This is a genomic window from Sphingobium herbicidovorans (assembly GCF_002080435.1).
GTDB lineage: Bacteria > Pseudomonadota > Alphaproteobacteria > Sphingomonadales > Sphingomonadaceae > Sphingobium > Sphingobium herbicidovorans.
In genome coordinates this window covers 2,853,625-2,878,650 of sequence record NZ_CP020538.1, presented here as the reverse complement: position 1 = coordinate 2,878,650, position 25,026 = coordinate 2,853,625, and the positions used below count along the sequence as shown (strand labels likewise).

Annotated in this window: 24 protein-coding genes; 1 reads left to right on the top strand and 23 read right to left on the bottom strand. The window is 61.5% G+C overall.

Annotated elements, in window-relative coordinates; translation table 11 throughout:
- Positions 1–4: 4 nt before the first annotated feature.
- From B6S01_RS14240 to B6S01_RS14140, 21 genes are all read right to left on the bottom strand, one after another.
- A complete protein-coding gene (locus B6S01_RS14240; RefSeq protein WP_231568010.1) occupies positions 5–1,009 on the bottom strand; it encodes a type II secretion system F family protein in 1,005 nt (334 codons plus the stop codon).
- Positions 1,006–2,367, bottom strand: a complete 1,362-nt coding sequence (locus B6S01_RS14235; RefSeq protein WP_037466403.1) for a CpaF family protein — start codon at positions 2,365–2,367, stop codon at positions 1,006–1,008. The genes B6S01_RS14240 and B6S01_RS14235 overlap by 4 nt, the downstream gene beginning before the upstream one ends.
- Positions 2,367–3,602 (bottom strand): AAA family ATPase, encoded by a 1,236-nt coding sequence (locus tag B6S01_RS14230; RefSeq protein WP_037466400.1) that lies wholly within the window; start codon positions 3,600–3,602, stop codon positions 2,367–2,369. The genes B6S01_RS14235 and B6S01_RS14230 overlap by 1 nt, the downstream gene beginning before the upstream one ends.
- Positions 3,599–4,222: a TadE/TadG family type IV pilus assembly protein gene (locus tag B6S01_RS14225; RefSeq protein WP_037466399.1), complete on the bottom strand. Its 624-nt coding sequence runs from the start codon at positions 4,220–4,222 to the stop codon at positions 3,599–3,601. The genes B6S01_RS14230 and B6S01_RS14225 overlap by 4 nt, the downstream gene beginning before the upstream one ends.
- Complete coding sequence (locus tag B6S01_RS14220; protein ID WP_051908283.1) at positions 4,219–4,701, bottom strand: TadE family protein; 483 nt, start codon at positions 4,699–4,701, stop codon at positions 4,219–4,221. Before B6S01_RS14220 ends, B6S01_RS14225 begins: the two co-directional genes overlap by 4 nt.
- Positions 4,702–4,766: 65 nt before the next feature.
- Positions 4,767–6,347 (bottom strand): pilus assembly protein TadG-related protein, encoded by a 1,581-nt coding sequence (locus B6S01_RS14215; protein WP_037466397.1) that lies wholly within the window; start codon positions 6,345–6,347, stop codon positions 4,767–4,769.
- 19 nt (positions 6,348–6,366) lie between these two features.
- A complete protein-coding gene (locus B6S01_RS14210; RefSeq protein WP_037466396.1) occupies positions 6,367–6,657 on the bottom strand; it encodes a hypothetical protein in 291 nt (96 codons plus the stop codon).
- Positions 6,658–6,671: 14 nt separating this feature from the next.
- Complete coding sequence (locus B6S01_RS14205; protein ID WP_051908282.1) at positions 6,672–8,312, bottom strand: type II and III secretion system protein family protein; 1,641 nt, start codon at positions 8,310–8,312, stop codon at positions 6,672–6,674.
- A complete protein-coding gene (gene cpaB / locus B6S01_RS14200) occupies positions 8,299–9,222 on the bottom strand; it encodes a Flp pilus assembly protein CpaB (RefSeq protein ID WP_081570423.1) in 924 nt (307 codons plus the stop codon). The genes B6S01_RS14205 and cpaB overlap by 14 nt, the downstream gene beginning before the upstream one ends.
- A gap of 69 nt (positions 9,223–9,291) precedes the next feature.
- The gene (locus tag B6S01_RS14195) at positions 9,292–9,489 is read right to left on the bottom strand and encodes a Flp family type IVb pilin (protein WP_037466392.1); all 198 of its coding nucleotides are present in this window, start codon (positions 9,487–9,489) and stop codon (positions 9,292–9,294) included.
- Positions 9,490–10,163: 674 nt separating this feature from the next.
- Complete coding sequence (locus B6S01_RS14190; protein WP_037466391.1) at positions 10,164–10,946, bottom strand: DUF2569 family protein; 783 nt, start codon at positions 10,944–10,946, stop codon at positions 10,164–10,166.
- A 437-nt stretch (positions 10,947–11,383) separates the two neighbouring features.
- Entirely contained in the window at positions 11,384–13,042 is a 1,659-nt protein-coding gene (locus B6S01_RS14185) for a sensor histidine kinase (RefSeq protein WP_231568009.1), read from the bottom strand.
- A gap of 322 nt (positions 13,043–13,364) precedes the next feature.
- Positions 13,365–15,281, bottom strand: a complete 1,917-nt coding sequence (uvrC, locus tag B6S01_RS14180) for an excinuclease ABC subunit UvrC (protein WP_037466389.1) — start codon at positions 15,279–15,281, stop codon at positions 13,365–13,367.
- 284 nt (positions 15,282–15,565) lie between these two features.
- Positions 15,566–16,180 carry a F0F1 ATP synthase subunit B family protein gene (locus B6S01_RS14175; RefSeq protein ID WP_037466387.1) on the bottom strand — a complete coding sequence of 205 codons (615 nt, stop codon included), beginning with the start codon at positions 16,178–16,180 and terminating at the stop codon, positions 15,566–15,568.
- Entirely contained in the window at positions 16,173–16,667 is a 495-nt protein-coding gene (locus B6S01_RS14170) for a F0F1 ATP synthase subunit B family protein (protein WP_037466386.1), read from the bottom strand. Before B6S01_RS14170 ends, B6S01_RS14175 begins: the two co-directional genes overlap by 8 nt.
- 85 nt (positions 16,668–16,752) lie before the next feature.
- The gene (locus tag B6S01_RS14165) at positions 16,753–16,980 is read right to left on the bottom strand and encodes a F0F1 ATP synthase subunit C (protein ID WP_021240110.1); all 228 of its coding nucleotides are present in this window, start codon (positions 16,978–16,980) and stop codon (positions 16,753–16,755) included.
- 54 nt (positions 16,981–17,034) lie between these two features.
- Positions 17,035–17,820, bottom strand: a complete 786-nt coding sequence (locus B6S01_RS14160) for a F0F1 ATP synthase subunit A (protein ID WP_037466382.1) — start codon at positions 17,818–17,820, stop codon at positions 17,035–17,037.
- A 46-nt stretch (positions 17,821–17,866) separates the two neighbouring features.
- Positions 17,867–18,190: an AtpZ/AtpI family protein gene (locus tag B6S01_RS14155; protein ID WP_037466800.1), complete on the bottom strand. Its 324-nt coding sequence runs from the start codon at positions 18,188–18,190 to the stop codon at positions 17,867–17,869.
- A 174-nt stretch (positions 18,191–18,364) separates the two neighbouring features.
- Positions 18,365–18,769, bottom strand: coding sequence for a YdbL family probable chaperone protein (locus B6S01_RS14150; protein ID WP_037466380.1), 405 nt, complete (start codon positions 18,767–18,769; stop codon positions 18,365–18,367).
- On the bottom strand, positions 18,766–18,954 hold the full coding sequence (locus B6S01_RS14145; protein WP_037466379.1) for a YnbE family lipoprotein: 189 nt from the start codon (positions 18,952–18,954) through the stop codon (positions 18,766–18,768). Before B6S01_RS14145 ends, B6S01_RS14150 begins: the two co-directional genes overlap by 4 nt.
- Positions 18,951–22,172 (bottom strand): intermembrane phospholipid transport protein YdbH family protein, encoded by a 3,222-nt coding sequence (locus tag B6S01_RS14140; RefSeq protein WP_037466377.1) that lies wholly within the window; start codon positions 22,170–22,172, stop codon positions 18,951–18,953. Before B6S01_RS14140 ends, B6S01_RS14145 begins: the two co-directional genes overlap by 4 nt.
- A gap of 131 nt (positions 22,173–22,303) precedes the next feature.
- On the opposite strand from B6S01_RS14140, the gene radC reads away from it, so the two are divergent.
- Entirely contained in the window at positions 22,304–22,999 is a 696-nt protein-coding gene (radC, locus tag B6S01_RS14135; protein WP_037466374.1) for a RadC family protein, read from the top strand.
- 51 nt (positions 23,000–23,050) lie between these two features.
- Here the strand turns inward: radC and B6S01_RS14130 are convergent, their stop codons facing one another.
- On the bottom strand, positions 23,051–24,421 hold the full coding sequence (locus B6S01_RS14130) for a DEAD/DEAH box helicase (protein ID WP_037466372.1): 1,371 nt from the start codon (positions 24,419–24,421) through the stop codon (positions 23,051–23,053).
- Positions 24,422–24,543: 122 nt separating this feature from the next.
- Positions 24,544–24,978 (bottom strand): hypothetical protein, encoded by a 435-nt coding sequence (locus B6S01_RS14125; protein WP_037466797.1) that lies wholly within the window; start codon positions 24,976–24,978, stop codon positions 24,544–24,546.
- Positions 24,979–25,026: the final 48 nt, after the last annotated feature.

Here is a 25,026-nt window from a genome sequence, read left to right as displayed (position 1 = left end):
CAGCTCACACTTTCAGGTCAACCATGCGGCGTATCGTGACGAAGCCGATGATGTAGAGGATGATAAGCCCGGAAAAACCGAAGATGAACATCGGGTCCTGCGCGATATCCAGGTAGAATGCGGGATTGAGCAGGAACAGCGCGACAAAGGCCAGGATCGGCAGGGCCGTCAGCATGACCGCAGTCATCCGCCCTTCGGAACTCAGCGCCCGCACCTTCATGAACAGGCTGGCCCGCTCGCGGATGACAGCCGACAGATTTTCGAGGATCTCGGCCAAATTGCCGCCCGTCTCCGCCTGCACCGACAGCGACGTCACGAACATGTGCATCTCGTTCATGTCCCACCGCTCGGCCATGCGCTGCAACGCATCGCGCAGGTCCGAACCATAGGTTACTTCATCGACGACAATGCCGAATTCGCTGCCTATTGGATCGCGCATCTCCTTGGTCAGCAGGTCGAGCGCCGCCGCGATCGGGTGTCCCGCGCGCAGCCCCCGGACAAAGGTGTCGAGCGCGACCGGAAACTGCTCCTCCATCTTCTTGCGCCGCCGCTGGCTCATCCGGCTGAGCACCATGATGGGCAGCAGCACGCCAAGCGACGCGGCGAAAGCGCCCGCCATGACGATCATGCCCGCCGTCATGCCATAGCCTGCCGCCAGCGCGCCGACGACCACGATCAGGAATAGCACGCCCGTCGCAATGCCCATCACCGTCAACACGGTCCGCGCAGGCACGCTCAGCCCCGCGCCATGCAAGGCCCGCACGATGCTCAGCCCCATGCGGCCAAAGACGCTGTCATGGTTGAAATTCAGGCTGTCGTCATTCCGCCGCAGCTTGGACAGCACGGTGCTGCGCTCATAGCCCGCCGCGATCATCTTGAGCCGCTTGTTGACGACCCTTTCCTTGCCCGCCCGCGCGCGCAGCCAGCTGGAAACCCCCTCGATGGTCAGGATCACCGCCGCGAACAGCAGGACCAGGACGAGGGCGCGGATGTAAAGCGGGTTTATCATTGCACCACCGCATCGGGACGGAACAGCTCGGCGGGCAGGCTGATGCCCCGGTCGGCCAGCTCGCCCATGAATTTGGGCCGGATGCCGGTCGCCTCGAAATGGCCGCGCACCATGCCATTCTCGTCCCGGCCCGTCATCTTGAAGCGGAAGATTTCCTGCATGGTGATGACTTCACCCTCCATGCCCGTGATCTCCGAAATGCTCAGCAGGCGGCGGCGTCCATCGGACAGTCGCCCCACCTGCACGATGACGTTCAGCGCCGACGCGATCTGCGCCCGCGCCGACCGCGGCGAAATGTCGATGCCGCTCATGCCGATCATCTGTTCCACGCGGGACAGCGCGTCGCGCGGCGTATTGGCGTGGACCGTCGTCATCGACCCGTCATGGCCCGTGTTCATCGCCTGAAGCATGTCGAACGCTTCCCCGGCGCGCACTTCGCCCACGATGATGCGGTCGGGCCGCATGCGCAGCGCATTCTTCACCAGATCGCGCTGCGTCACCTCGCCCCGCCCCTCGATGTTCGGGGGCCGCGTTTCCAGCCGCACGACATGGCGCTGCTGCAACTGAAGCTCGGCCGAATCCTCGATGGTGACGATCCGCTCGGCCTCATCGATGCTCGCCGACATGGCGTTGAGCAGCGTCGTCTTGCCCGAACCCGTGCCGCCCGAAATCAGCACGTTGCGCCTTGACGCGACCACCGCCGACAGCACCTGCGCCATGGGGGCGGGCACGCTGCCCAGTTCAGTCAGCCGCGCCATGCTGATCGGCACCTTGGCGAACTTGCGGATCGACAACAGCGATCCATCGACCGCCAGCGGCGGCACCACCGCATTGACGCGCGAACCGTCCGCCAGCCGCGCATCGACGAATGGCGATGATTCGTCCACCCGCCTGCCCACCGCCGCCACGATCTTCTGGATGATGCGCAACAGATGCTTTTCATCCTTGAACCGCGTCGCCGTCTCCACCAGCCGCCCGCCGCGCTCCACGAACACGATCTTGTGCCCGTTCACCAATATGTCGGTGACGCTCTGGTCCTTTAGCAGCGGCTCCAACGGCCCCAGCCCCAGCAGCTCGTCCAATATGTCGGACACCAGCCGCCGCCGTTCCTCCAGATTGAGCGCATGCTTCTGCAAGGCAAGCTGTTCATGGACGATCTCGCCCACTTCCGCTTCCACCTGCGCGCGCGACATATTCTCCAGCGCGGACAGGTTAATGAGGTCGATCAGCTTCTGGTGCAGCGCGACCTTCAGCTCGGTGTGCCGGTCGTCTTCCCAATGGACCAGCTCCGTATCGGTCGGCCCCACTTCGTCGCGGGTGTCGCCCAACCGGCCGTCGCCTTTTCGGATCTGCCACATCAGCTCTTCTCCGCCTGACGCCGCGCTTCAACCGCTTGCGTGGTGCAATCGACGATGTCCGCCATGTCCTTGCAGATGCGGCTGCGCGCCTTGAGTTCCTGGATCAGCACGCCCTGGTCCAGCGCCGAGCTGACCAGCGGAAAGTCGTTTGCGATGCTCAAATTCACCGGATGATCCAGCGCCGCCGCCGCATCCTCCAGCCCGATCGCGCGAAACAGCTTCTTTTCCACCCGGTTGGCGATCACATGGATGCGGGCCGGATCAATGTCCTGGTCGCGCAGCAGGGCGATCTGCCGCCGCGCCTGGCGCAGGCTGGCGATGGTCAGTTCGCACACCAGGAATATGACTTCCGACCGCGCCACCAGCGACATCGACCAGTTGGTCCAGTTGCCCGGCAAGTCCAGATAGATGGTGTCGAAGTTCCGCTGCGCCAGTTCGATGACACGGAACACCTGATCCGCGTTCACCGCCTCCAGCGGCATGATTTCGGTCGGCGCAGTCACCACATGCAGCCCAGTGGGCGTTTCGACAGTGACGGAGCCGAGCAGTTCCCGGTCCACCCGATTGCCCGCCTGCAACAAGTCCGCCAGCGTCAGCGACGATGTGATGTTCAGGCACGTTCCCGCACCGCCGAACTGCACGTCAAAGTCGAACAGGCACACCCGCTCGCCCGCCTGTTTCGCCGACCGCGCATGCAGGCTGGCCGCCTGTGTCGCGATGGTCGTCGCGCCCACGCCGCCGACGCTCTTGATGATCGACACCAGCGCGCCCATCTTGACGTCGCGGCCACCCTTCGCCGCGATCTCCGTGCGCAGCTGATCGAGTACCGCGGTCAGTTCGCTCGCCTGCAAGGGCAGCGCCACCACATCATTGATCCCGCTGCGCAACAGCGCACGCACCAGCGGAATTTCCGCATTGCGCACCGCCGCGACCACCAGCAGCGCCGGATTGGCCGCCCGCAAAGCCGCCAGCCGCCGCATCGACGCCTCGTCGTCCGGCTGCACCTCAAGGATGACGGCCTTCGCCTCTCCCACCAGCGACTGCGGCAAAGCCGCGCCCGGCGCCAGCATGGACAGCGTGAGCGACTGCCCGCTCAACCGATCCCCCAATATATCGGAAGCCGCCACTTCCTGCTCGGACAGGATAAGGTGGATGCCCTCGTCACCCACATCAAGGGTCCAACTCTCGGTCGCTTCCGCTGTGTTCGTCACGATGCCCAAGATCTTGTTCCTCAATTTGATACCGCGCCCTGGCCGTCTTCCATAGTGAGGGCGGCGCTGAAGCTGGGTAGGGAGATGGTCACACCAAAGATTTGCGACAAAATCGGAGTAAAGGTGATCGGATTGTCTTCCCGAAACCTTACCGTTACCAGCGGAGACACATCGGCTCCGTTAGGATCACCTGCGAAGCCAAGACCAACGTTGCGATATTCAACCTCGACATTTTCGGAGCCAATTTCGCGAAACATAGTTTGCATTCTTCCAACAAGCGCATCGAAAGCATCTGAATCGAGCGAGGGGTCAATGCTATTGCATGCAGTACCGGAGCAATCCGAGCAGTCATTGTCCTCAGTGCAAATCAGATAATCAAAGACCGTCGCAGGGACTGCATTCCCCTGCCCCACCCCCGCATCGACGGTAAATTTAAAGTCAGACAGCTCGCCGGCAGCAACGTCAGTCACCACCGCATAACGAACCCCGATCTGTGTCGCCTTCTCAGCCTTATTCCACGTCCACATCAACCGGCCGACATCAAGAATGCCCAAGAGGAAAATCAGAAGCAGCGGCAAAACCAACGCGAACTCGGCTGCTGAGCTTGCCCTATTGTCACGAATGAGGCTCTTGAGGGACTTCATATCCCCATCACCGCAGATTGAGCCTCGGCATTTAAGGTTATGGTCGAACTGGTGAAACCTAGGTCGTTAAATAGGGAAGTATAATCCAACCCCCTAACTTCCACATGCACGACCGGAACAAAGTCCAAACCGGCATAAATGCCGCTGTAGGGCGGATCGGCCTCATCAACGGCGACGCAGTCATATTCCACATGGATGTCCGACCCATCACTCCAACCCCGCAACCGAGCCTCTTCATCCTCATCGATGTCTATCAGGCCCGTCCGAACGAGGTTCTGGATATTCTCTTCAATTGCCGCGTCCGCTAATGTGTTATCAGAAGAAGCGGAGCTGCAATCGAAATTGGACAGATTCAGCCGCGAAGCATAGCGTGCGCCGTCGCGCACAGCCTTCACCACGACATGCTCGCTGAGGAAATAGTTTCCCAGTTCGAATGAGCCGAACATCAGTATAATGAGCAGAGGTGTAACCAGCGCCATCTCCGCGGCCGCTGCCCCCCTGCGACAAACCGCCAATCTTATGATTGTTCGAAGGTGCACGGCAATCAACGTATGAGATACGGAACATCGCGGCGGATAACCTGCGATCCCGTACTTTCACTGCCAGCAACAGTATTGTTGCGTACCACCTCAAAATATACTTCTGTCCCGGTCACGCCATTGCCACGGTTATAAGCAGGTTCGACCAAAAACATATCAACCCACTTCCCAATCTCTGCGGGCACCGATGTGCCGTTGAGATCTGCGCAATTATCGACAACAGCCACTGTAACGAGCCGTCGGTCACGCGCGCTATCCAGCGTTCCCGACGAACACTGGGGAACACCATATTGCCGCAGGTTTCCACCAGCACTCACATTGTTGGGCAAGTTGCTGGGCGTCGCCGCCTGCTGCTCCCAAACGTAGGTCTCGTAGCGGGTCATCGTCTGCCAACCAGAAGGCCGTGTCGCGTTGTGGTACTTCGTGAAATAATCCTGGCGGGCCCAATTTCCGTTGCCTACACGCTGTTCATCCGCGTTAGAGCCAGGACATGACTGACCATAACTTAAATAATGGCAGTTGTCTCTGGGCAGCCCCATCGCATCCACACCATTAGGGTCCATTAAAGTCGTGACGGTCTGGCTCGCACTATACGCTTGCGGCGAGAACTGATTTGATGGAAGCTGCCAGCCTTGATTATGTATTTTGCATCCGTTGCCATTGTTATTTGCATTGTCCGGTCGCACCAAGTCTTTGATCACATTTGAAGCAGCCGGACAGGCACCGTTGAAGCAAGCACCCAAAGTTGAACCACCGCCACCGCCGAAGTTGTAAATATCAAATCGTGTATTGATTGCATCGAACGCGGGAGCAGTAACGCCCGGATCAACGTCATTTGTTTCTACATTGAGGCAGTCGAGAGTAGGATTCTGATAAGCGAGCGCCGAGAGCAAGTCGGGAGCACCGACGTCATCCTGGCCTACGTCAAGGAAACCGAAATTCCCCGGCGACCAGCTATTGCCCGCCTGACCAACGACTTTAACCCCAAAGCCCCTTAGGGCCTCCTGACCTGTGTCGGGATCGAAGGGATTAAATTCCTCCCCCGGAGTTGGATTGCAAATCATTAGGGGTGGAACCTTGCAGATAGAGCGCCCAAGCCCTGCTGCAGCGGAGGCGGCAATGTCACCGGAACTGAGAATTGACACAATCGGGGTCAGAGCAAAGAATGCTTCACGACCAGCGACGGTCACCTGAACGACGCGCGCTCTTGTATCGGCATCTTCGTCAGCAGCATCAATCTGGCCAACGAAATCATCTGCCTCCTGATCATAGCTCTCATAGAAGACCAGCGTAGGCACACCGATCGCTGCGCCTCCGCCATCATTGGCAAAGCGGGTGTTATTAGTAATCAGGTCCTGGGCAGCCGCCGTCGCCCGCACGATGGCATCCTCTCCACCATCAAGCTGAGTTACGGCAGCCAAGGCGGCTTGGTCAGCTGCATTCTGCAACTCGGTATCCATTGCCGCCATCCGCGCATAATCAAACGCGATGCCCCCCGCCGCAATCAGAGCGAACAGCGACAGGGCTACCGTCGGCGCTACCGCACCGCTGGTTGACCTGATCAGGCTATTCCGACGGGCAGACATGGTTGGAAGCCCTCCCCGATCACCGGCCGCCCGAGCCGCCGCCCGAACCGCCGCCTGCACCGCCACCAGAACCTTGCGTCGTGCTGATCGTCGCTGGTTTCTTCACCTTGTCGGTGCGGTAGCGTTCCACGGCCGCGGCGCTCTTCGCGCCATCGCCGCCTTCGACGATCGTGCCTTCGTAGCGCGGTTCGGGGTTGATCACCTGTTGCGCATAGTTGCTGCGCACCGAGCCGCCAAAGGTCGGGTCGTTCGCGGTGCAGCCCGCCAGCGCCGGAACGGCCAGCATCGCGGCCAGGGACAGTCTGCGCATGGTCTCACTCCCGCTCATAGTTCATATCCGCTCTGCGTTGCGCCAGCCGGATCGGCAGCCGGTGCGGCCGGAGCCGGAGCCGCCTGACGCCGTTCGGGCGGCATCGCGTCGGGATTGAGCGGGTTGATGCCCACCGCCTTGTCGGTCCGGCCCATCAGGAACAGGTCCAGCTCATTGGGATCGCCCACCCGGTCGGTCGGCAAGCTCACATCCTCCGCACGCATCGGCTTCACCAGCCGCGGGGTTACGATCATGACCAGTTCGGTCTGCTGCTTCTGGAAGGCGGAAGACCGGAAGAGCGCGCCGATGATCGGCAGCGACCCGAGCACAGGAACCTGACGTATCGTATCCTGGAAGTCGTTGCGCAGCAGTCCCGCGATGGCAAAGGACTGCCCGTCACGTAACTCTACGACCGTCTTGGCCCGCCGCGTCAGCAACCCCGGAATGACAAGGCCATTGATTTGAACCGATGCCGAAGGATCGATCGAGCTGACTTCCGGCTCAACAACAAGGTTAATAACACCATCGCTCAACACCGTTGGTGTAAAGCCCAGACTGACGCCAAATGGCTTGAATTCCACGGTGATCGAATTGCCGCCGCCGGTCCCATTGTTGTTCTGTGCCACCGGGATGGGGAATTCCCCGCCTGCAAGGAATGAGGCCGTTTCACCCGACAATGCCACGAGCGTCGGTTCGGCTAGCGTTTTGACCAGCCCTTTCCGTTCAAGCGCATCCAGCGCCGAGGAGATCTTCAGTCCTCCAATATTCGTCACCAGCCCAAGCGCGCTAAATGCGGTTGCGGGCAGAAGCAAATCCAAAACGCCGTTTCCGCCTCTAGCCGTAACTGAAGAGGAAGAGTTGTTCGAGAATTGCGAATTGGATGTGACAGCTTGGTTGACGGTGTTGGGAGCGCCGTTTGTAGTAGTGATTGTGTTCGTAAGTGAAGAACCACTAGTCGATCCAGAACCGACGGAGGATGTGCTACCAGTTACGGGAACACCGGCCAGTCCGTTCTCCCCTACGCCACCAACAAATTTCCCGCTGTTGTTGATGAAGGAATGATTAATCCCCAATTCCTTCGCCGCCTGCCGGTTCACTTCCGAAAAGCGCACCTCCAGCATCACCTGCTGCGAAGCGCCGACCGACAGCATGTTGACGACCTTCTCGTCGCCCCCGGCATAGGTCTTGGCGATCTGCACCGCCCGGTCGACCGCAGAGGCGCTCGACACCGTCCCGGTCAGCACGACCGCGTCGTTGGAGATACGCGCGCCGATCTGCTCGCCGGGGATCAGTTCGGACAGCTGGCGCTTCAGCGTCACGACGTCCGGCCCCACCGCCACATCGACCACCGCGATCAACATGTTGCGGCTGTCATAGAGGGTCAGGCTGGTCGTCCCCACCTTCTTGCCCAGCACGTACAGCGACCGGTTGGTCATGGGCAAAATGTCGGCAATCTCCTGATTGCCGACCATCGCCTTGGAAAAGGGCCGGTCGACCGTGAGCACCTGACTCTTGTTGAGCGGCACGTCGAACTGCCCGGCATGATTGACGTTGCTGGTGGTCAACGAAGCGACCTGCGCGTGGACCGGTATCGCCGTCCCGGTGGCCATCGCCACCCCCAGCGCCAGCATCGCGGCGGATTTAGCGGGAACCATAGCGCTTCACCTCATAGCTGGTGCCGGTCGTGCCGCGCACGATTTCGACCGATGCGGTCGCGGGCAGAGCGGAAACATTGCGGGGCACGGCCCGGCGCGGCGCGCGCATGGCGGGCGCAGGCAGATAAGCGACGTTGGCGACACGGGCGCGCGGCCCGGCCAAGCCGCCGACATAGGCGCCATCGCGCAGATCCTCCGTCCCCACGGTCTGCACCGCCGGATTGGGCTGGTCCGTCACATTGCGCAGCACCAGCGTCAACTGGCCGACCTGCTGGCCCAGGACCAGCTTCTGCGCGTCCACCTGGTTGACCTCCAGCGTGGCGGTCTTGCCGATGGCCGGGTCCTTGGACGTATCGTTCGCGTTCTGGTCGATGGCGATGACGCGGGTGTTCTGCAACAGGACATCGGTGATCTGCTCGCTCGCCCCGCCCATGCCGTCCTGCATCGTGCGCGTGACGAAGACGTCGACGGTATCGCCCGGCAGCACGAAGCCGCCAGCCGCCGCCACATCATTCACCCGCACGGCGACCGCACGCATTTCGGGCCGCAGCACACCGGACATGGTGGCGCGACCGCCTTCGCCTGACAATTTGGATGTAAGGATCGGCTCGCCCGGCTCGATCTGCCGCAGCACGACGCGCTGCTTGCCCAGGGAGGTAAGCTGCAACGGATCGCGGAAAGCGCCCGGCGGCACCGAATTGGCGGGCCAATCGACCACCCTCATCTTTTCCGGCGTGATCGCGGTGCCAAAGGGCAGCGGCATCGACGCCACGACAACCTTGGCCATGCCCGCCGGGACAGCTGCCTGCTGCTGCTCCGCCCTGCTCAAATAGCTATTGGCGACGAATACCGCCGCCAGACCAAGCAGGATTGCAAAGCCAAGGATGATTAAAGATCTGCGCTGCCCCACGCCAACTCCCCCCGGAACTGTGAATATCGATGGCTGGTCAAATCACGACCAGCCATCTTAGCGAGTGCCTCAGCAGGACGCCGGCTGGGCATCCGCGCCGGAGCTATCTTGAATGCAATTGGCAGCATTACCGATAGCGTTACCGATTGCTCCCCCTAGGGTCCAAGATGCAACCGCAATACCGGTGCCAACAATCGCAAGGATCAGCGCATATTCAGCCGCCGAAGCGCCGCTCTCATCATTCCAAAGATTCTTGAAGAAAGTCATGTCTTTTACCCCTATTTCGCCGGAAACCACTTTCCGATTGCTCTCGCACAGTTCTGCGGAGGGGCCTTTGCCACCTGGCGACCCCAGCAGTGATATGCTTCACCGACCAGGCAGTTGGGCAGTTCCCGTAGAACTTGACCCCAAATTGGCCCAATGCTGATGCAAGTCAACAGGGTAAAAAATAGCTTTATTTTTCAGTAATTTATGGCGATTTTTTGTTAACCATTTCCGCTTGCTATATTGCGGCTGCACAGTAAAAATCAAGAAACACAGAGTATATCTTTGGTTATATGGCCAATGTTTTTTCAAGTTATTCTTATCAATTACTTTTTTGCTTCTATAAGCCTCAACCATGACAATAGACAGTATCAGACAAGAAAATAGTTAACGATCTGCTTAATTCGAACAAATTCCGAAATAGCGGAGTAATGACCCGGTATATATCTGCGCCGGATATTCACTCGCTTATCTGCGCCGACAATGGAAATACAACCAATGGCAGGGCGCTGACCCATGCGCCTGCTGAACTGCCCCGACAACCGCGCCCCGCACCGCCGTCCACGACTCGTCGCGAATCACATACGGCCTGCCGACTGTCGGTAGCGGGTTATTTCCGCGATTCGGGGTGCTACAAACCGACTCGGTCGGCCCATTGACGTAGGGGCGAACGCGCGTCAGGCGCTCATTCGGTTGCGAAAGGTGATGTTCACCCGCTCCGACAGCAGCAGATAGGGCAGCCACAGCGCCGCGCTGATCAGCACCTTTTTCACATTGCCGGTCAAAAGGTCCGCCAGCGCCATCTGGACGGCCGGGGGCACATCCCCGATCCGCACCACCAGTTGCGCGATGCCCAGCTGCGCCACCAGGTCCACGCCCCACACCATCACCAGGAAACGGGGAAAGAGCGGCGCCATCCGCAGCGCCATGGCGAATGCGAACATGTACATGCTCGACAGCAGCACCACGTCCGCCAGCATCACGGCATACATGCTGACATACCAGCTCGGCGGATAGCTGCCCAGCGCGGGGACCGCGCTCAAAAACTCCAGCGTCCGTACCGGCACGTTCAGCGCGATGCCCAGCAACAGCGACGCCATCACGCCATACAGGCCGAACTGCGACATTTCCCGCGCCTTCAGGCAATCGATCTTCCGCCAGCGGCCGACCTGCGCCAGCCGGAAACTGGGCTGCGCAAGCACCCGCCCCGCCGGAAACAGTTTCAGCCCCAGCAACAGCGCGCCCACGGGAGCCGCCACGACCAGCAGATAGGGCGCCAGCCCCGCGGCGCTCATCCACGGCGCACTTGCATAGGGCGTAGCGGGAAAGGCCAGACGAAGGCCGCAGGCGAACGCCGCAACAAGAACCCAGATGGCGATGATGCGATGCAGGTTCACCTGCATGGACAGGACGAGCGCCACGCTCCGCCGATAGAGATGATCCTGCACCAATCGCACCATGGGAACGGGATCCTCCACCCCAATTGCCGAACGAAGCGCCGACTATCCGCACTTCTGGTTAATGCAGGGTAAAATGCGCAGGCAGCCAGAAAGTTCTTTCCACAAAATGCCAACCCTGGCGCCTGTCAATATTGCTCCAAGCCAGGTCAAAGCGATCCCATGGGTTCACCCGGAGACGCGAAGGCGCGGAGAAAGGGCCCTCGCGCAGCGACCGACTAATGGCCCTGCCTACAAGCGCCACTAACAAGCAAGGGCGCACACCCCTGCCACCCGGCAAGCCCCTCTCCGCGCCTCCGCGCCTCCGCGTGAACCAAATTCGCGCAGAGGCGCAGAGGCCGCTGAGATGTTGTTTGAAAAGGGCGCGATGTCGTGATGGACCCAGCCTCGGCGCCCTCTGCGCGAACACTCAAAATCCCAGCAGAATCAAAACACGCCCCCTATCTCCGGGGCACCGTAATCTGGATCATCGTCCGCCCGCCAATATTGCGCAGGAACACCTCCCCACCCAGCGCCTGCACCCTCCGCATCAGCGACCGCGAAGGCACCGCGCCCGTCGATCCCAGCCGCGCCAGATTGGGCACGCCATCGTCGGTCACATGCAATGCGATGCGGTTCCCGGCGGGCTGCAACGAAAATTCGACCGCACGGGCGCCCGCGTGCCGGACGGCGTTGGCGACGATCTCGCGCACGGCAAAGCTCAATTCCCGGCCGATCATCGCGCTGGTCGCGCAATTGCCGTCCTCCACCTTCAGTTCGCACCTTATGCCCCATTGGTCGGCCAGCGACCGCACGACCATGGACAGGGTTTCGGGCAGATAGGCGAAATCCTCCTCATCTTTCTCCGGGTCGATGATGGAGCGGATGGTGGCGATCTGGTCCTTGGCGATCCGATCGACATTCTCGATCACCGTCCGGGGATTTTCGATGGATCCGTCCAGCGCCGGCGCGACCTGAAACCGGATGCTGGCCAGCGCCTGCAACACGCTGTCGTGCAGTTCGCGCTGCAACCGCTCCCGTTCCCGCGCGCCCGCGATGGCGTGGGCCAGGTCCAGGCTGTTGCGCACCATCAATTCCTCGCAGGCGCCTTCGAACACCCGTTGGGCGACGGCCGCGACATCCTCATGCGTGGGATCGTCCAACTGGACCGCGCCGACCGCATCGAACGTGCCCAGCGATACGCGGACCGTCAGCAGCCTTTCGGCCTCCAGCGCCATCGCCCACGCCCGCCCTCCACGGGACAGCGGATGGATCTCGCCCACGCCGTCGGGCGGCAGGATGATAGACGCACCGCGAGGGCGGTCATGCCAACCCGTCTCCACGGACAACAGCCCGCCATTGCCCTCCGGCATCTGGTCGCCCAGGCGGCTCGATGCGAACCGATATGGCTCCTCGCTGTCCGCGCGGAACAGCACGGCGACATTCTCGCCGCCCGACGCGATCCGCAGCGCCTGCAACAGGAACGACCCCGCGCTTCCCTTGACGGGCGGGAAAGCGCTGTCCGCCAATCGCCGCGCGCGCTCTCGCTCCAGCAGCGTATCGCGGCCCGGCCCCAGCAGCATGCCCGTGATGGCGATCACCACCGCCAGATAGAGTATGCGCAGCGCGATCCGCTCCGCATCCGGTTCCGACGGCACCGCAACCACCTCGTCGGTCCACACGGTCAGCAGCGCCGTGACCGCTGCGAACACGGCGACCAGCATGTGCAGACGCCGCCGCACGATCAGCGCGATCTCGACCGCGACGAACAGGCTGCCGGAAAAATAGGGGCTGTTGGCCGGGTCCGTCACCACCAGCAGCGCCAGGAACAGCATCGCGTCCAGGCAGACCACCGGCTTGCGCAGCCGCATCTCCGTGACCCAGGACCGTCCCGACAGAAACAGCGTCCCGGCGGCCAGCGCCAACATGGCCAGGATGATGCCGTTCTCGGCGCTCTCGGCCCATGATCGCGGCGTTGCAAAGCCAAAGCTCGTCGCTGTGTAGACGACCGCCAGCACCAGCCGCGTCAAGTCCAGCATCCGCCATGGCCTGAGCGCGGACAGGGAAAGCGAACGTCGCCCGTTCAACGTCCGCAGCAGATGGGCATGCCCATGGATCACGCGGTCACGACCTCCTTGGCGCTCGGTCTATATTATTAGTTATATGACTTTAGCGAAGCATCAGGACTTCACCGTATAATAACGGCGAAGTTAATTACCGAAAACCACGCGGTTAACGGCAATTACGACCGAACTGAACCTAATGAAATCCACGACCCTCATTCATCATCCCCGCGCCATGATTGCCAGCGTCTCCCGCGAACCATCGCAGGACCACCCCTGTTGCGCAAGGCCAACTTGGGAATTGTGCGCGAAACCCGACCAAAATTAGATATTACGATACCGTAACAACTAATCCAAAAACGCCGTCCAATTCGCCATTTCATTCATGAAAATAATCATAAACCTGCTGCGCCACCGCCTTCGAAACGCCCGGCGCTTTCAGCAGATCTTCCAGTGCCGCGCTCTTCACCGCCTTCGCCGTTCCGAAATGCATCAACAGCGCCTTCTTGCGCGACGGCCCGATCCCCGGCACCTCGTCCAGCGAGCTTGTCGAGATCGCCTTGCTCCGTTTCTGCCGGTGCGCCCCGATCGCAAAGCGGTGCGCCTCGTCCCGAAGACGTTGCAGGTAGAACAGCACCGGATGATTGATCGGAAAGCTGATCTCCCGCCCGTCCGGCATATGGAAAACCTCCCGGCCATCGCGCCCATGATGCGGCCCCTTGGCGATGCCGATCATGCAGATATCCTCGATCCCCATATCCTCCAGGATCGCCCGCGCCGCCGACAACTGTCCCTTGCCGCCGTCGATCAGTACCAGGTCGGGCCATTCGCCGCTGTCACGGTCCGGGTCTTCTCGCGCCGCCCGGCCAAATCGCCGCTCGAACATCTCCCGCATCATCGCGAAGTCGTCGTTCGACGTCTCCGGGTTCTTCATGTTGAACTTGCGATAGGCATTCTTGCGGAATCCCTCCGGCCCCGCGACCACCATCGCGCCCAACGCATGACTGCCCTGGATATGGCTGTTGTCGTAAATTTCGATCCGGTCAGGCACCCCGTCCAGGCCAAAGGTCTCGACCATGTCGTCAAGCACCTTCGCCTGCGTCGTCGTTTCCGCCAGCCGCCGGTCCAGCGCCTCCACCGCGTTACGCTGCGCCTGTTTGATCAGCCGGGTGCGATCGCCGCGCTGAGGCACCTCTATCCGCACCTTGAACCCGATCCGCTCGCTCAGCGCCTGCGCCATCAGGTCGCACTCCATGGGCGCGCGATCGGACAGGATCAGCCTGGGCGGGGGCACCTCCTCATAAAACTGCGCCATGAAGCTCGCCAGCACCTCATCCTCGGCCACTTCGGCGGTATGGACGGGAAAGAAGCTGCGATGCCCCCAATTCTGCCCGCCGCGAATGAAGAAGGCCTGGATGCACATCGCCCCGCCCTTCGTCGCCAGCGCAAAGATATCGGCGTCGCCCAGCCCCTCGGCATTGATCGCCTGACTGCCCTGGATGAAGGTCAACGCCTTCAGCCGGTCGCGCAGCACCGCCGCCTGCTCGAAATCCAGCGCCGCCGACGCCGCCTCCATCGCCTCGCCCAGCTTCTTCTGCACGGCGGTCGATTTCCCGCCCAGAAAGTCCTGCGCATCCTTCACGAGCTCGGCATAATCCGCATCGCCGATCCGTCCGACACAGGGAGCCGAACATCGCTTGATCTGGAACAACAGGCAGGGTCGCGACCGGTTGGCGAAAAAGCTGTCGGTGCAGCTTCGCAACAGGAACAGCTTCTGAAGCGCATTGATCGTCCGCGTCACAGATCCGGCGCTGGCGAAGGGGCCATAATAGCGTCCCTTATATTTCCGCGCTCCGCGATGCTTCTGCACGCGCGGGAAATCATGATCTTCCCGCAGCAGGATAAAGGGAAAGCTTTTATCGTCGCGCAACAGAACATTGTAGGGCGGACGGAACCGCTTGATCAGTTGCGCCTCCAGCAGCAACGCTTCCGCCTCGCTATTGGTGGTGACGATCGTCATGGAGCGCGTTTGGGCCACCATGCGCTGCAATCGCTTGGGCAAACGATCGACCTGGGTGTAATTGGCAACCCGGTTGCGTAGCGCGCGCGCCTTGCCGACATAGAGGACATCGCCCCGCGCATCCTGCATGCGATAGACACCGGGCCGCGTTGGCAGGGTTTTCAGCGTCGTGCGGATCGCTTCCACCCCAGCTTCGATATCGGGCGCCCCCGCCCCCCGTACAGTGAAGCTGGCCTTGTCCTCATGGAAACGATCGGGAGATTGGGGATGCGACATGCCTGCAGAGATAGCGGTGGCGGAGACAAGCGCAATGCCTCTGACGCCGCCCACTGGCTCAAGCCCGCCATGAAACGGGCTGGAGATTTACCACTACTCCCACCATTCTGGATGCAGCGCGTCAGCGCACGCCCCGAGGGTCTCCAAAGGAGGCCATCCCCATTGTTTGAACAGGCCGAACGGGCCTTGGCACAGCCCTTCGAAGGGGCATGTCAGCCCCAACGCAAAAGGGCCGGTACGGCAATCCGCACCGGCCCTTTTAGCAGGCGTGTGACTTTTTGCGCTTAGGCGCTGGCGCCCAGGCTTCTGATGGCGCTGTCTACCAACTGCTTGTCGGCCCCGGCATCATGCTTCTGCGCGATCAAAGCCGCCGCAGCGCTCGTCGCCGCATTGACGGCTTTGGTACGGATCCCGGCAATAGCCGCGCGTTCCGCCGCGCCGATTTTGTCTTCCGCCATCTTCTGACGCCGGGCTACCAATGCGACCGCATTCGCCTTCGCATCTTCCAGCAGCGTGGCCGCTTCGCTTTCGGCCGATTTGCGCATTGCCTCGGCTTCACCAGCGGCAGCCGCCAGCTTTGCTTCATACTCGCCCTTCAGCGCCTCCGCTTCGGCACGCAGCTTTTCGGCTTCGGCCAACTGGCTCTTGATCTGGGCAATCCGACCGTCCAGAGCGCCGCCAATCAGGGCGGGAACCTTCTTGATGAGCAGGATAACGATGAACACCGCCATCGCCAGGCTCACCCAGGCGGTTGCGTCCATGCCGACAGCCTTGGGGTCGGTATGCGGGACGACGCCTTCGTGAGCCACGGTGCCGACCGGCTCCATGCCTTCGGCGTGAATCGCTTCGTTGAGGTGCGGAGGCGCACCTTCGCTATGCTGTGCTGCTGCCTCAGCCATGGACCAGTGCCGCCTTTACTGCGTTGCGGGCCGCCTCTTCCGACGCTTGCACGCCGGAAATGCGGGCCACCATGTCGCGCGCCGCGTCGGCTGCGACGGTTTCAATCTCTGCCAACGCTGCCTGGCTGGCAGCCTGAATACGCGCTTCGGCTGCGCCGATCCGGTTGGCAATCTCTGCATCGGCAGCTGCGAGCTGACCCTCGGATAGCTTGGCGGCTTCCGACTTGGCCCGCGCCAGTGTCGCCTGAGTTGCAGCACGGTTTTCGGCGTCACGCGCGCGATAATCGGCCTCTATTTCATCGGCGCGAGCGAACGCAGCCTTGGCTGCGTCCAGATCACCCGTGATCTTCGCGTCGCGCGCGTCGGCCGTCCCCTGAACCTTGGGGACCATACCCCGGCCGATGACGAAGAAGACAAAGCCGAACGTCACCAACATCCAGAAGATCTGCGACGCATATGTTTCGGCGATTTGCGCGATTTGAGGCATTTTGGGTCCGTCCGATCAGGGCACCGTCAGTTCGTGCGAGCGGACGGAGCGGCACACGCCGCCCTGCCCGCTCGCCAAGCGGTTGTCAGGCCACGAACACCAGGATCATGGCGATAACGAACGCCAGCAGACCCAGAAGTTCGGCTGCGGCGAAACCAATGAACAGGCGGCCCTGCTGGCCGTCAGCAGCGCCCGGATTGCGCAGTGCGCCTTCCAGGAACGATGCGAACACGTTGCCCACACCAAGCGATGCGAGACCCGCACCAATGGCGGCCAGGCCAGCACCGAGCAGCTTTGCGGCTTCTGCGTCCATGTCGTAAACTCCCTTTTCTAAACTTGTACAAACGGTTGAGGAATAGCGGAAAACTTAGTGCAGATTCTCGGCGTCGTTGAGATAGACCGAGGTCAGCAGGGCAAACACATAAGCCTGGATGACGGCGACCAGCATTTCCAGCGCGCTGATGCCGATCATCAGGATGAAGCTCGCCGAACCGACCGTCAGGCCATAGCCGATGCCTGCATTGGAGCTGTTGATCACGAACCCGGCCAACACCTTCAACAGCACGTGGCCGGCAGTCATGGCGACGAACAGTCGCAGGCCAAGACTGAACGGGCGCACCATGAACGACACCAGTTCGATCGGGAAGATCACCGGGATCATCGGCAGCGGCGTGCCATGGGGCACGAACAGCGAGAAGAAGTGCAGGCCGTGCTTCCAGAAGCCCACCGCCAGCACGATCGAGAAGCTCAGGATCGCCAGCACACCGGTTGCGGTGAAATGGCTGGTGAAGGTGAAGGGGTGCAGACCAACCAGGCCCAGCGGCAGCAGGCCGAGGAGATTCGCCAGCAGGATGAACATAAACAACGAGAAGACATAGGGAATGTACTTCTTGCCGCCTTCACCCACATTGGCGATCAGCAGGCTCTTGATGAAGCCGGTCATATATTCGACCGCCATCTGCCAACGGCCGGGCACCAGTTCGCGCTTCAGGCCTCCGATCACGAAGATCCAAAGGACCACGGCAGCGGCAACCATATAGAGCGCGCTGTTGGTGAAGGCGATGTTGAAGCCGCCGAGGGACAGATCATCCGTACCGAACAGCGGTTCGATCGCAAACTGGTGCATCGGATCGATTTTGCCGGATTCTGCCACGTTGACCCCTGTAACGTCTGGTATGCGGACTAAGATAAAAGCGCCCCTATTCGCCGGGACGCTTCGTCGTCGTCAATCTGATGATGTTCCTGAAAGCAACCACGATCCCAAGACCGAGGAAGGCAAGCAGGAGCCATGGGGATGTCCGCAGAAAGTAGTCCAAAGTCCCACCAACGACGGCACCGCCAGCAAGACCACCGATCAGTTCTGCGAGAACCCTGTTGCCCAGGCGCGATCCATCATCGGCCTGCTGCTTCGTGGTCCCCTGTCTGACCTTCTCGGCTCGTTCGGCCTTCGCGATCCGCTCCTCAAGAGAAGCAATCCGCGCGTCCTCATCCGCCGGGTCTTGCCCAGGTACATCCGCTGCCATGGCCATTCCTTTCCGATCGGACAGATAAGCCGACGTCTGGCGGCATGGCGCGTGCGGCTGCACCCGTCAAGGCGCGGCCCGTTTAGAAAGGGCTTTCGGGATAGTCAACCGTAGTTGGGCAGGAGAATCTTCCTGCAGGACGAAGCAGCGAAAAAACTCCGCTAATTGGCGAGCTTACTGCCCTGCCGTCGCGCAATAGGAAGGAAGCGCGATTGGCGCTGCGCCTTTCGTCTGCCACGGCCCTGCGCCCACGCGATAGACCTGCCCCTGCTTCACGCGACTGCTCAGCGTCTGGCACCCGGTGGCGGCGGCGACGTCCTGCACGGTGACCCCGCGCTTGGACGCCAGATCGGTATAAGCGGCGCGGCGCTTGATATTGATCGATTCGACTTCAGACCGCACAGAGGCGCTTACCGATCCGGCGATGCCCAGATAGCCGTCGGCCTGTTCGCCTACCGCGCCCTCCGCCATCGCGGAGGCGACCGCCCCTGATTGCGCACGAGCCGGAGCGCTCACCACCAATCCGGTTGCCAAGGCAAAGGCTGCACCAGCGGCGATCATCAAAAATTTGCGTGTCATTGCGGGAACAACTCCGGATTATTCTGGATAAGGTCTTGCGCATCGCGCTGCAACCGGACGACCACCTCCTGCTGCACCTTCACATTGAGGTTGATTTCGATCGGCTTGTCCGGCGCCTTGACCTGGATGCAGCCCGTAAGAGCCAAACCGGCCAAAGCCGCCGCCAAGATTGCTTCTCTCTTCATTTCTGCTCCCTGTTTGGCACAGTGTCGCTTTCCACAGGCTTAACTGCAATCCCCTCGCGAATCTTATCCTGCATCTGGTCGCCTATGCTGTTCTGAATAAGCGTGGAGGGATCGATCAGGGATTTTGCGGTTCCCAGCAGCCCGCGAAAAGGCGCGGAGATGCGCACGTTGAAGATGAAGGGCAGGCCCGTCAGATTCTGCGCCATGCCTTCCGGCACGTCGCCCAGCTTGCCACGATTAACCCCATTGAACACGACATTGGTCACCATCTCACCATCCAGCGCGCCGTCCATCAGGATCGTGAGGCATTTATATTGCAGATTCTTGAGCGCGTCGAAGGCCAGCCGCCCCATCACGCCCAATTGCTCGTTCGAAACCGGCCCGACATAGGACAGGGTGCCCGACTGGCGTGCCGGATCGCACGGTATAGCAGGCAGCACCCCTTCCGGCATGATCAACGGAGCCATGCCCTGCTGCCGCGCGACCAGCACGCCGCCCGCCACACGACCGCCCTGAGCGTTGAAGATAAGTGGCATGAGCCCGTCGAATGTCCCCGTGGCGGAGATATTGTCCAGCTCCATAGTCTGAATGAAGGCGCCGGCGTCCAGCCCGATGACCCGGAAAGTCAGATAGCGATCAACATCCGCGCTAAAATCCATCGTGGTGGGAAGGAGGACCAGTTGCCCGCCCGAAAAAGGCCATCCGCCGCCCTCGATACGCACTTTCTGGCCTGGCTCCAGCCTGTAACGGACGACACCGTCGCGCACTTCCACGCCGGGATTGACTGTTTTGATCCGCACTTCCTGTCCCGGAGCACTTACAAGCCCCAGCAAGTCAGTGAAGCGCAATTCCCCGGACAGGCCTTCGACAGGACCGAAGGCCGCGGCAAGATTGGCATTATCCGTGCGGAACAGCCCGTCACTGGTTACCGCTGTTCCGTCCCAGCGGATATGGCCTTGGCCCGTCACGGTTGCATCGACATTGGCGACAACCCCCAGCGCAAGCCGGGTCACATCTTCCGGTTGCAGGGCGGGACCGAAAACCAGCCCCGGCACGGTCAGGTCAGCATTGCCCTTTCCAGAACCAAGGTCGTGCATGATATCGGCGCGAGCGACCAGCGCGTCATTGCGCGGCGCGCGAAGCGACCCCGTCGCCACGATCCTGCCGTCCCGCAGCGTGAGCGCAAAATCCGGCGACTGCAAAGGTTCAAAGCGCGCGGGAAGCTGAGCATCGCGCACCGTGATCGCCGCCGCCAGCGTCAACGTTCCTCGCGCGAAGCTCCACTGCCCTGCGCCATTTTCCACGATCAGGGGAACGTTGCCGATCCTTCCGGCCGCGCCAGTCAACCGGCCGTTCAGGCCTTGCGCATCGCTTTTCCCCGTCAGCGCCTCGGCCGTGAGCCGAACAGGCGATTCCTTTTCTCCAATCGCCAGTTCGACTCGTGACAGGCCAAAGCCTTCCTGCCCCAAAGCGATTCTCGCGCGATCGGCGGACAATCGCATCGGGCTCTGGCCGCTGCGGCCCTGCAAATCCAGGCTGCGGATTTCCGCGCCAGCCTGCATCCCCGCAGGCCCGGTCGCGAACAAGGCGCCGCCGCCTATAGGGCACAGCGTTTGCCGCGTCCGCCCCACGGAGAAGCTGCCATAGCGCGCCTCTTCCAACGACAGGGGCACGCAGCGGCGATTGATGGCTATCGCCCCGTTCGCGCTCATCTGTCCTTCCACAGGCACCGCAAGCCCACGCAGCCGCCCGTCGGGCAGCGGTCCGTCCAGTCTGACGACCGTAGAAAAGCGGGTGTCGCCTTGCGGCCCGGCGCTGAACCGGACCGGCTCCAACGCCAGCTTCGCTTCACCGGCCGCATATGGATCGACGAAGAGCTGACCGCCAAAGCCGCCGCCGGGCCGCCGCGCCAGGCGAAGCGCTCCGCTAGGCAGCCCCCCTCCTCCAGTTGTCACCGCCCCGTCCAACGCCCAGTCGATCGCCGCGCCCGCATTTCCGGGCCAGCCAATGGTTATGCGCCCATCGCCGGGTACGGCTATCCTCGCGCCGCTTCTGGCGTCGAAACGGGTGCCGGTAAGCACAAGGCCCCCGCCCTTCCCCCGCTGTGAAAATGCTATGTTACTGCGCAGAACATTGTCGTTGCCCGCCCGCCGTACAGCGTCGGCAAGCCGCGCAGCCAGAGGCGAGACCGGCGTGCCTGCGGCCGAGCGCTTCAAACCCGCCAGCGGATCGCGCCCCGCAAGACGCACCTGATGCGCGGAAAGCCGCCCCTGCGCCTGAGCGCCGCCTTTGCCGATGCTCCAGCCACCGACAATGTCCGATTGCCCCGTCACGGCGCCCGCCATCGACAGGGCGGATGCATCGATCCTCGCTCGCCCGGCGGTGCCTGCTGAATTTCCGTTAAACTCTATCCGGCCGGAAGGTTTGGCGAGCACCACACCGTTGGACTTCAACGCTTCGCCCGCCAGAACGACATGGCCGTTCCACCGGTCAAGCGCCTTTCCAAGCCACAGGTCCAGCTCGACCTGCGGCTTGGCAATCGCGGTCGCACTGTCCCTGCAACCAAAAGCGTCGGCTTGCGCGGGGCCGGAAAGATGCGGGCGCTCGTTTACCATCGCAACGTCCAGCAATGCGCTCGAATCGGCAACGCTGCACCCTGCGAAGGTGGCGCGTGGCATTGCGGCAGCGACGCGCCCCTTGAAGCCCGAGCGCAGATTGCCTTTGCCCTCGATCTGCATGCCAATCACACCGGCATCGGTATCCAGGCGCAGGCGCGCGTCGTTCAACGCCAGCTTGATATCGGGCAGGCTGAATGGCGCCTTTGATGCAGGATCACGGAACTTGTCGAGCTCGCCAAGGCGAAGCACCCCGTCCCGATAGGACCCCCGCAACCGGACGCCGCCCGCTCGAACCGCCGCAACGCGAGGGGAAAGAGCCGTGAAGGCGATGTCTACTTCGACCCATCGCGCGGTCAGATCAGGATTGGCCGGGTCGCCCAGGACGATATTTTCGATTCGCTGCGTGCGCAGGCCGATCTCCTTCAGATCGTAGCTCGCTTGCAAGCCGCGCCGGTTCATCTCCCGGCCGATGAAGTTCTCGGCAATGGGCGCGCGCTGTGTCCAGAGCGCCAAGAGGATGAGCGCGAGGGAGCCCGTCCCCACGCCCAGCCAGCGTAGCCAGCCCCGGCGAAATTCCTCTTCGCCGTCCTCAGCTTCCATATTTATGGCCAACCCCGGCTTTCAACCATTGATCCGTAACGCCTGCATAACGTCCAGCGCCCCTTAAATATCCTTGCCCCGCAAATGTGCAACGCATAGGTCCATCTGTCTGAACAAAGGATGATAAGGCATTGGCGGATAGGGATGTTGCGGTCAGCCATGATGGCGCGGGGCATCGTGCAAGGCTGCGGCAAAAATTGGCGGACAGCGGCGGTGAAGCACTGCACGATCATGAACTGATCGAATATCTGCTTGCTCTCGCCATACCCCGACGAGATACCAAACCGCTGGCCAAGGCGCTGCTGCGTGAGTTTGGCGGCATCGGCGGCCTGATGACGGCGGACTGGCAAGCCATTGCACGCATGCCCGGCATGGGCGACACCAGCATCGCCGCTGTCAAGATCGTCCATGCGACGCTGCTGCGGATGTTGCGTAACGACGTTGCCGAGCGGCCGGTGCTGGCGAGTTGGCAGGCGCTGCTCGATTATCTGCGCGCAGACATGGCTTATCTGACCGTGGAACGCGTCCGGGTATTGCACCTCAACAGCCGCAACATGCTGATCCGGGACGAGCATATGGGCGACGGGTCCATCGATCAGGCCGCCATCTACACACGCGAAGTCATCCGCCGCGCCATCGACCTGGGTTCGTCAGCGCTGATTCTGGTGCATAACCATCCCAGCGGCTCTCCCGAACCCAGCCGCCAGGATATAGATATAACGCGCCAGATCGCCGAAGCGGGCAAGCGTCTCAACATTGCGGTTCATGACCACATCATCATCGGATCACAGGGGCACAGCAGCCTGCGCGCGATGGGACTTCTGTAGACCGCCTGCCCCCGCTCAATGAACAAGTGCAGGCGCTTCTTCGGACAGGTTTCAGCCCGTAAATCCGAAGGAGAGAAACTCGGGCACCGGGCCGTTCCAGCCATCATCCGGCCCATCATTCACCGGTTCAGGCCGGCGTGGCCGCGGAGCTTGCTCCTGCCGTGCAGAATCCTGCCGAGCCGCACGAGGCTCCTCGCGCCGCCGGTCATCGCGCCGCTTTTCGGGTTTGCGCTCCGGCTTCCGTTCGGCTTGGGCGCGGCGGGGTTCCTCGTCGCTCTCCTGCGACACGGCTGCTGGCGACGCCGCGACCGGCGCATTGATCATCTCGATCTTCTGCCCGATCAGCTTCTGGATATTGTCGATCGCCTCTGCGTCCTCGGCAGTGACGAAGGTATAAGCTACACCCTTCGCGCCTGCGCGGCCCGTGCGTCCGATGCGATGGACGTAATCATCGGGATGCCAGGGCGCGTCGAAGTTGAACACATGGCTGACGCCCTTGATGTCCAGCCCACGGGCAGCCACGTCCGACGCCACCAGAATGTTGACCGTGCCGGCGCGGAACCTTTCCAGTTCGGCGATACGCGCCGACTGGTCGATGTCCCCGTGAATTTCGCCCGACTTGAAGCCGTGGCGCTGAAGGCTCTTGTTCAGGTCGCGCACGGTCGTCTTGCGATTGCAGAAGATCACCGCGCTCAACACATCCTCGGCTTCCAGCATCGCGCGCAGAGCATCGCGCTTCTTGCGCGAATCGACCTTAACAAGCCGCTGGGTGATGTTAATCGACGCAGTGGCGGGCCGGGCCACCTCGATCGACTTTGGATTGGTGAGAAAGCGATCGGCCAGCTTCTTGATCGGCGCGGGCATCGTCGCGGAAAAAAGCAACGTCTGCCGCTGCGAAGGCAGCTTGGTGCAGATTTCCTCGATGTCCGGGATGAAGCCCATGTCGAGCATCCGGTCCGCTTCGTCGATGACCAGCATCGAACAGCCGTTCAGCAATATCTTGCCCCGCTGGAACAGGTCCATCAGGCGCCCAGGCGTCGCGATCAGCACATCGACGCCCTTTTCCAGGGCTTTGAGCTGATCGCCCATCTGCACGCCACCAATCAGCAGCGCCATGTTGAGCTTGTGATATTTACCGTATTTCTCGAAATTCTCGGCAACCTGCGCAGCCAGTTCGCGCGTGGGTTCCAGGATCAGCGATCGCGGCATCAACGCGCGAGCGCGGCCATGCGCCAGGATGTCGATCATCGGCAGGACGAAGCTGGCGGTCTTGCCCGTCCCCGTCTGAGCGATGCCGATAATGTCCTTCATCATCAACACGGGAGGGATAGCCTGCGCCTGAATCGGCGTAGGCGTGTCATATCCGGCCTCATTAACGGCCTTCAATAATTCATCGGATAGGCCGAGATCGGCAAAAGTCATTCAGTTGTCCGGGACAAAGAGGCTCTCCGCCGCTTTTGAAATGCGAAGGAAATCGCGCGCGCCTTGCTGAAATATCGGCTTCTTGTCAAGGAAATCGCGCAACAGAGACCCTGCCGATCGCCCTAATCTTCCGGGTCGGCCGGCTCCAGCCGCCTGAAACTGCCTATGATGCAAGTCAATCCGCTGCGGGCCTGCAATTCGTCCCGTCCTGAACAAAGCGATCCATCACCGTCCGGCTCGACATAAAATCCCGAATAGAAACCGTTAGAATTACAGCCTCTTTCCAATCGCGCGCGATAGCGGTGATTGTCCGCCAGCAAAAGATCGACGCCATTATCCACTACTACGCTGGCGGACCTTATCGATCGCAGGGCGATACATCGCGGCCCCTTCTTTTCTTTCCAGGCGCGTCCGGCCTGCGGCGCAATGTGTGCTGGGGCTCGCCCCTTTTTCGCTATCGGCACGCGGATGATGACCCGCTGTTCGATCATCATCTGCGCAAGCCGCACGGGTTCGCCAGCGGGCGCAACGAGAAGCAGCAGAACAGAAGGAAGCAAATCGAACCCCTTTTGGGGCGGCACGCTAGGAGCCGGTGGTTGAACCGT

What these genes read in the sequence shown, in the direction of transcription:
- B6S01_RS14240 (WP_231568010.1), bottom strand. Translation starts at nt 1,009, where the DNA reads ATGATAAACCCGCTTTACATCCGCGCCCTCGTCCTGGTCCTGCTGTTC.
- B6S01_RS14235 (WP_037466403.1), bottom strand. Translation starts at nt 2,367, where the DNA reads ATGTGGCAGATCCGAAAAGGCGACGGCCGGTTGGGCGACACCCGCGAC.
- B6S01_RS14225 (WP_037466399.1), bottom strand. Translation starts at nt 4,222, where the DNA reads ATGAAGTCCCTCAAGAGCCTCATTCGTGACAATAGGGCAAGCTCAGCA.
- B6S01_RS14220 (WP_051908283.1), bottom strand. Translation starts at nt 4,701, where the DNA reads ATGGCGCTGGTTACACCTCTGCTCATTATACTGATGTTCGGCTCATTC.
- B6S01_RS14215 (WP_037466397.1), bottom strand. Translation starts at nt 6,347, where the DNA reads ATGTCTGCCCGTCGGAATAGCCTGATCAGGTCAACCAGCGGTGCGGTA.
- B6S01_RS14210 (WP_037466396.1), bottom strand. Translation starts at nt 6,657, where the DNA reads ATGCGCAGACTGTCCCTGGCCGCGATGCTGGCCGTTCCGGCGCTGGCG.
- B6S01_RS14205 (WP_051908282.1), bottom strand. Translation starts at nt 8,312, where the DNA reads ATGGTTCCCGCTAAATCCGCCGCGATGCTGGCGCTGGGGGTGGCGATG.
- B6S01_RS14195 (WP_037466392.1), bottom strand. Translation starts at nt 9,489, where the DNA reads ATGACTTTCTTCAAGAATCTTTGGAATGATGAGAGCGGCGCTTCGGCG.
- B6S01_RS14190 (WP_037466391.1), bottom strand. Translation starts at nt 10,946, where the DNA reads ATGGTGCGATTGGTGCAGGATCATCTCTATCGGCGGAGCGTGGCGCTC.
- uvrC (WP_037466389.1), bottom strand. Translation starts at nt 15,281, where the DNA reads ATGTCGCATCCCCAATCTCCCGATCGTTTCCATGAGGACAAGGCCAGC.
- B6S01_RS14175 (WP_037466387.1), bottom strand. Translation starts at nt 16,180, where the DNA reads ATGGCTGAGGCAGCAGCACAGCATAGCGAAGGTGCGCCTCCGCACCTC.
- B6S01_RS14170 (WP_037466386.1), bottom strand. Translation starts at nt 16,667, where the DNA reads ATGCCTCAAATCGCGCAAATCGCCGAAACATATGCGTCGCAGATCTTC.
- B6S01_RS14165 (WP_021240110.1), bottom strand. Translation starts at nt 16,980, where the DNA reads ATGGACGCAGAAGCCGCAAAGCTGCTCGGTGCTGGCCTGGCCGCCATT.
- B6S01_RS14155 (WP_037466800.1), bottom strand. Translation starts at nt 18,190, where the DNA reads ATGGCAGCGGATGTACCTGGGCAAGACCCGGCGGATGAGGACGCGCGG.
- B6S01_RS14150 (WP_037466380.1), bottom strand. Translation starts at nt 18,769, where the DNA reads ATGACACGCAAATTTTTGATGATCGCCGCTGGTGCAGCCTTTGCCTTG.
- B6S01_RS14145 (WP_037466379.1), bottom strand. Translation starts at nt 18,954, where the DNA reads ATGAAGAGAGAAGCAATCTTGGCGGCGGCTTTGGCCGGTTTGGCTCTT.
- B6S01_RS14140 (WP_037466377.1), bottom strand. Translation starts at nt 22,172, where the DNA reads ATGGAAGCTGAGGACGGCGAAGAGGAATTTCGCCGGGGCTGGCTACGC.
- B6S01_RS14130 (WP_037466372.1), bottom strand. Translation starts at nt 24,421, where the DNA reads ATGACTTTTGCCGATCTCGGCCTATCCGATGAATTATTGAAGGCCGTT.